The following is a 6,055-nucleotide window of genomic DNA, read 5'->3' as shown; positions in this document are numbered from 1 at the left end:
TACCGGCGAGGCCCAGCCCATGCTTGATTCCGAAGAGCCGTCAAAGGGAGATCCCGGCATGGGCGTCGACCTGGATGTTCGCGACGCTGCCCACGCGTTGATCCTTCGCACCTTCGCGCCGTGGTCGATCAACGTCGAGTTGTACGACGCCTCGATGCGATGGGTCGCGGAGATGACCGACACCGGCTACTCCGTGTGCTTCAACGTGACCGAGCAAGAGCTCGCCGAGATCACGGCCGCGCTCGGAGGTCTGCCCATCGTCACCCTGCGCGACCTGCGCGCCCGACGAAGGAAATGACGGACCAGATTTGGCCTTTCGGCGGCATCAACGCGCGAGCGTAGCCGCCCGCTCCGGGGGGTAAAAACGAGAATATCAGCCGTTCGTCTCAACATTCTAAGAGAGGCGAGTATCATTTAGAGTACTCGAGATGTCCCCTCGGGTTCCATTTGCGAGCATGCGGCCGGTGCGGGATCGCTTGAGTTATAGTCGAGTGTGGCCAGCGACCACCTGGGGCTAGCGCCCAACGAGATTGGAGCAATTCCACTTGTTTCTGAGAAGATCAGACGACGATACCCGTCAGCCCGCGAGGCATCGCCGCGTCCTTTGCTCGTGGAGATGTACTGCAATGTTGTTCTGTGTCAGTGTGGGGCTCTATTTATCTGTCTTCCTCGCGTACATCGTTCTCACAGGGGGAATTCACAACATCTTAAGGGCCGCCGCACGTCTCCCCGAGTTCTGGCCGGTGTACGCGACCATGGTGGCAGTGGCTGGGCTTCAAAGCGCCATCTGGCGATATCAGATGAAAGTCGGCGAAGCGAGTTTCTTTCGCTTGGTGGCCTGGGCCCTAGCAGCAGTAGTCCCCGTCGTCCTAGTGCTGTATTTGGTTCCCGGGTGGCTCGTCTTAATACCGTTCTTCCTATTGCCGGGATTTCTCGCGTCCCTGATCGGTGCCGCAATCGTTCATGACAAATTGTCGCCCAGAGCCGGATCCTAGGGCGGGCGTGCTGGGCTTTTGCGCCGCCCTAGGATCCGACTTGGGTAAGTGGAAGATTAACTGGCTCGGGCGCTCTTGCTCACTGTGACATTGGAACAGGCGGGCTCAACGAGGCAATAGAAACCAGTGTTGTTCCACTGGCCCAATGTCTTCCAGTATTCGTTGCCGAGTGAGTCATTGAAACGTGCGTACACTTCATGGCTGGGAGCCTGGTTCTTCCAGCCCACAGTCTCAACCAACCCGCTCCGATACATCCTGTTCAAAACGCTGTACCGGATCGTTCCCAAAGTGCAGTAGGGGTTGCCGACGACCGTCGAGAAGCGCACCTGCGCGTACGTGGAGGAGGATGACGCCTCTTTGAACTCCAGTCCGCTGGAGCTAGCCGTTCGCGTAGAAATCAGGCTTTTCGATGCGTTGTAGAGCCGAGTGGCGGAAACCTTCTTGAAAACAATCATCCGGTAGCCATCGGGATTGTCCCAGTTGACGACTGCGAACTGCATTGTCCGGTACCGCTGGTCTGTGTCCCACTCGGGACTTGACGCTGGCGGTGCTCGAAAGCCTCGGTTGTCTCCACCGAAATAGCGGCCACCCATTGCGTACCCCTCAGTGCATCCCACGTTGGTCATGAGGTCCATCCCAACGTACTGAGGACTGATGAAGGTCTGGTACTGAACCGCGTTCGCATACTGAAACGCCGTTGCCAGGGCCGCTGCCGCGGTATTCGCCTCGAGGGTTCTCAGGGGTAGGCTTCGAGTGATCTGTTCCCCTTGGCTGCCGGTGGAATCGAATTCTATCTGAGTACTCTCGCCGGGCTGAAGCCCGCGGAGGACTAGGGTGCGCCCCCCATCGGCGACGAGTGCCCCGGAAGCCTTTGACGTCCGCAGTGTCTCACGTGGCGATTCCACCCGCACTTCATCGGCGAACGAAGTGATGGTGAGGTTTAGGATGGGTTTCCCTGTGGGCGCCGGAAGCGTTCTCAGTTCGGCGCGTTCAACACCGCGCTCGGATGTCGAGAAACTCCCCTCGCCCACCGAGAATCCAGAACTCTCCGATGGGGTGAACAACTCAACCACGCGATAGACGCGGCCGTTGGCGTCTTTGCCCGTCTTTACGACCTCGAAGGCGTCGTGAGATACGACGCGTTCTTGGCGAGTATCGGCCACGGATGATGGGGCACCCGCAAACAAGCCCATTGCCATGAGCATTGATGCGGCGCCAGCGAACAGCTGACTTCGGCGCATTGCTGCCTCCTTGTGTGAGTTGTAGGGGCCAAGCAATGTTTGTTCGCCCCCGTAGCCCGAAGGTAGCAGTGAGTCGCGAGGCGCGCGCGCCGAAAATTTTGCTCCTCGATTCTTTGACGTGTCGAGCCCCTAAACGAGGGTTTGCGGCCCTACCCCAGCTGGGTTTTGTCTTGGCAGTCAAGAGCGAGGAGCGCCTGCGTGTTCCAGCCCACGTTCGACGCCGATCTTGCGTCGATCCTGTTCAACTGCCCCGGGTACCGGGTCGCCTGTCCCATCCCGCCCGATCGGTTCAGCGCGTCAGGACGTGCCGTGTGGCGGGAGCGGCTCGATGTCGTCGTTCGGCCCGAGTTTGTAGACTTTCGGGGCTCGAGCGACGCAGGGTTCTGACGTGCGGTGAGGCGGTCTGGTTAGTGCGCTTTCGGCACGAACCGCGCCTTCCAGGGTCGCGGTGTGGCGTTCATAAGGCGGGAGCGAGCGGCATTGAGGAAACCCCCGTGGTATCGCGCTCCGTCGCGCTGTCGACACAGCTTGGGGACACGCTGCCGAGCGCCGCTGAAAGCTCGATTAGCAATCCGGGGGACGGACGACGAGACACCGGCACCGCACCCAGCCCTCACCCTAGACACCTCCCGCTGATGAGCGGACGTTCGAGAAGGAGCAAAACGGCCGCCCAGACCCGGGTGAGCACCACGTCAGGCGCTCTCCAACAACGGCGAGCTAATCGGTGCGCTCCAATTTGTAGTGGAGACGCATCGCAGTCGTGTTCCACAACTGAAGCACGTGATCAGTGCGAAGGACCCCGCCGGGATCGACATAGATGCGGAACGACTCATGAACTGGCACTCGAGCAGCGAACGAGCATCCGCCGTCCTCGACGAGGACATAGGCCCCGTCGTCCCCGAATCTTCCACGAGGCGACTTCAGCACGAGTGCGCCGTCGTCGGCGTATGGCCGAAGAAACACCTGTACGTTTCCGGCCTCCAGCGGGAATGCGACGTGCACGCTGGGCCGGTCCGCCCCGGGTAGTGACCTGACGGAGTAGAAGCCACTGAAGACGTAATCCCCCGTAGCGCGGAGTGTACGTAGCCAGGCGGCGCCCAACTGCCTGCCGGCGATATCCAAGATCACGGACACCCGGCTGTCGATGCCATGTGCCACGTCCAGCGGACGCATCGGTAGCGCCAGTTGCTGCACGCGCTTGCCAAAGAGACGCGACACCAGTTCACCGCCTGGCCAAAATGCCGGTGACCAGCTGGTCCACGCTTCCATGCGCCACCGTGCGGTGTGCTCGTAGAAGTTTCGCACCAGCGGATCGAGTTGGCTCGCGTCGAACCCCGGGCCGTTGAGGTCAGCCATCGACGCGATCAATCCCGCCGCCGGTCTCTCCACCTCGATCCTGCCGCCCAGCCGCTCGGCCTCGGCGAGCAGCCAGCCGTCGCGCACCACCTGTCCCGTGCTGGTGGGAGCACTCAGCCACGAGTCCGCACCGCACGTATCCACGGCACGGCCCGTGGCGCGCCAGAACTTCCGTGCGGCGAGGTCAAGTATGTGCACGCCCAGACGCTACGTCACTGACACATCGTCATGGCTCTGATGTTGTGCGCCTTCGGCGGCATGGTCGGGCGATCGTAGTCCCCCTCAGCGCGGCATCTCCGGACGTTGCAGCGTTGGTGAGACCGGTTGGTGGTCGTCTCGTCTTCAGCGTTAGCAGTGGGCGGCGCTGAGCACGTCGGCCTCGGTACCGCGACGCTTGTCGTGTGAGTCTCTGTAGAGAAACTGCGAGATCGGGAGCTCGTTGACCTGAGTCATAGTGAAGTCGATCCCGGAGGCGCCGTCCTGGGGGTCCCTTTGCACGTAGAGCGACATCGCGTCCTCTGGGGCGACCTCCAGCGTTGTCAGGGAGCGGATGTTGTCGCGGTCGGTGCTACCGAGCAGGGCCCAGGTGATGGTGGGCCCTTGCTGGAGCGCTTCGCGCTTGAACTGCCATGTCGCCCGCGTCCCGGCCGGGGGGCCTTTCTCGAGTTGCGCGATGGCCTCGAATACGGCGTGGTCGGGAGGGTCGCTGCACACGACCATCCCTCCAATGGCGGTGCCGTGACTGTCACGGCCAACGACAACGAAGCCGGGCGGTCGTGGCGTGCAACCGCTAAGGAGAAGGGCGACGAGTCCTACGACGGCGCTAGCGGCCAGCCTGCGAGTCGTCGACATGCCCGAAACATAGGGCTGAACAACGGGCTGAAGACACCGGTGTGCGGCCGCGACATCACATTGTGACGAAGCGCGCTCATCGGCAGAGTCGGACGTTTACTGCCGTCGAAGGTCCATTGTGTCGACGAGAGCGTCGGCGCCGCCCTCATTGAGATCTCGCCCCCTCGCCGGGGTCTTGGCGTACCCGATTGACGGCACTCCGGTAGCGCGGGCTCCCTCGATGTCAGTAACTGAGTCTCCGATGAGGACGGCCTGTGCGGGTTCGGCTTGGGCAAGCTCGAGCGCAGCGAGCACGAGCGATGGGTGGGGCTTGAGGAGGTCGGGGCGTCGTGGTTCGCGGCCGACGATGCCTCGGACGAGGCTGGTGGCCTCGAAGCGGTGGAGGTAGGTGGTGATCGCTTCTGCGGCGTTGTTGCTGACCATCACGACGGGCTTGCCTTGCTCTTGGCACCAGCGGAGGAAGTCGAGGGCGCCGGCTGTGGGCTCGCTGATTCGTGCGGCTGCGATTTCTGCTGTGACGCAGGCGTCTTCAACGTCGGCGAGCCGGTCGGGTGCGCCGCTGGCGGTCCACCGGAGCACGGTCAAGTGGTCCGTGGTCGTCGCGACGTCCGCCGGGAGTTCCACGCCCTTCAGTGCTGCTCGGGCCGCATCGGCCGCCAGGGCGTTAACCGGGGCCGGCATGAGGGGGGTGACGGGTCCGTCGAAGTCGAGGAGGATCGCCTTGGCGGCGTGGACGAGTTCGTCGGCGCTGGTCACGGCTGTTTGGGGGCGGCGATGGTGTTCCAGACGCTGTCGAACCATTGTCGGGTCTGGGTGACGAACTGGGAGTCGGTGGAGTCGGGGTCCCCGTCGTCGGTCCGTTGGAAGAGAACGGCGTCTTTGCCCATGGGGTCGAAGATGGCCTGCTTCTTCCCGCCGATGCGGACGTCGTGTTTGACGACGGGGTAGTAGCCGAAGAAGGCGTCGGTCCGGTTGACGATGTAGACCTTGAACAGCGGCGCGGAGCCGTGCAGCCGGGTTTCGATGCTGCACTCGGGGACCAGGCCGAGGTCGCAGAGTTCCTCGACGGTGGCTTCGATGGCTCCGGCGTGGCGGGCGCTGATGTCAGCCATGCGCTGCCGGACCGGGCCGGAGGCTTCGACGTCGCCGTCTGTCCGGACCGGAAGGGATAGAGGCCGGTTCATATCCGAGAGCAGCATGCGGATCCGGATGGACTGTGGGGTGAGCCGGCCGGAGCGGATCTTGTCCAGGGGCTCGGCGATGATGCCGTGGAGGGTCTCGGCGGTGTAGCCGGAGAAGTCGATCTCGACCTGGGGCTGCTCGAATGCGCGCTCGATGTGGGGCCGCAGGCCGATGGGCTTCTCGGTACGGGCTCGGGCGAAGACGCCGCTGCCCTGGCGAGAGACGATCAGGCCCTCGTCCTTGAGGATGCGCAGCGCCTGCTGGACGGTCATCCGTGCGACGCCGTAGTGCCGGCCGAGCTCCATCTGTGAGGGCAGCTTGTCCCCCGGGGCGATTTTGCGGGTCAGGATCGCCGCGCGCAGGGAGGCTGCCACCTGCTGGTATGGCGGGCGCGGGTCGTCCGGGTCGAGGCTCATGCCCCCAAGGGTA

General features: G+C 63.2%; 6 protein-coding genes. 1 reads left to right on the top strand and 5 read right to left on the bottom strand.

Annotation, left to right across the window (positions count from 1 at the left end; genetic code table 11):
• Nucleotides 1-298, top strand: a 298-nt coding sequence (locus ABWV20_RS16135; RefSeq protein WP_353356900.1) for a hypothetical protein, incomplete at its 5' end; no start/stop codon positions are given.
• A gap of 753 nt (nt 299-1,051) precedes the next feature.
• On the opposite strand, the gene ABWV20_RS16130 is transcribed toward ABWV20_RS16135, so the two are convergent.
• The 5 genes from ABWV20_RS16130 to ABWV20_RS16110 form a co-directional block, all read right to left on the bottom strand.
• Nucleotides 1,052-2,236 carry a hypothetical protein gene (locus ABWV20_RS16130; RefSeq protein ID WP_353356898.1) on the bottom strand — a complete coding sequence of 395 codons (1,185 nt, stop codon included), beginning with the start codon at nt 2,234-2,236 and terminating at the stop codon, nt 1,052-1,054.
• A gap of 717 nt (nt 2,237-2,953) precedes the next feature.
• Nucleotides 2,954-3,682 carry a hypothetical protein gene (locus ABWV20_RS16125; RefSeq protein ID WP_353356896.1) on the bottom strand — a complete coding sequence of 243 codons (729 nt, stop codon included), beginning with the start codon at nt 3,680-3,682 and terminating at the stop codon, nt 2,954-2,956.
• Nucleotides 3,683-3,940: 258 nt separating this feature from the next.
• Nucleotides 3,941-4,444, bottom strand: a complete 504-nt coding sequence (locus ABWV20_RS16120; protein WP_353356894.1) for a hypothetical protein — start codon at nt 4,442-4,444, stop codon at nt 3,941-3,943.
• 96 nt (nt 4,445-4,540) lie between these two features.
• Nucleotides 4,541-5,200, bottom strand: coding sequence for an HAD family hydrolase (locus ABWV20_RS16115; RefSeq protein ID WP_353356892.1), 660 nt, complete (start codon nt 5,198-5,200; stop codon nt 4,541-4,543).
• The gene (locus tag ABWV20_RS16110) at nt 5,197-6,042 is read right to left on the bottom strand and encodes a GntR family transcriptional regulator (protein WP_353356890.1); all 846 of its coding nucleotides are present in this window, start codon (nt 6,040-6,042) and stop codon (nt 5,197-5,199) included. Before ABWV20_RS16110 ends, ABWV20_RS16115 begins: the two co-directional genes overlap by 4 nt.
• Nucleotides 6,043-6,055 lie beyond the last annotated feature (13 nt).

This window comes from Intrasporangium sp. DVR (genome assembly GCF_040365325.1).
Taxonomy (GTDB): domain Bacteria; phylum Actinomycetota; class Actinomycetes; order Actinomycetales; family Dermatophilaceae; genus Intrasporangium.
Note: the sequence above shows the minus strand (reverse complement) of the source record. Positions and strands in the feature narration are given on the sequence as shown.

Bases quoted from the DNA above. Each gene is read 5' to 3' on its own strand.
- ABWV20_RS16130 (WP_353356898.1), bottom strand. From the start codon at position 2,236: ATGCGCCGAAGTCAGCTGTTCGCTGGCGCCGCATCAATGCTCATGGCA.
- ABWV20_RS16120 (WP_353356894.1), bottom strand. From the start codon at position 4,444: ATGTCGACGACTCGCAGGCTGGCCGCTAGCGCCGTCGTAGGACTCGTC.
- ABWV20_RS16110 (WP_353356890.1), bottom strand. From the start codon at position 6,042: ATGAGCCTCGACCCGGACGACCCGCGCCCGCCATACCAGCAGGTGGCA.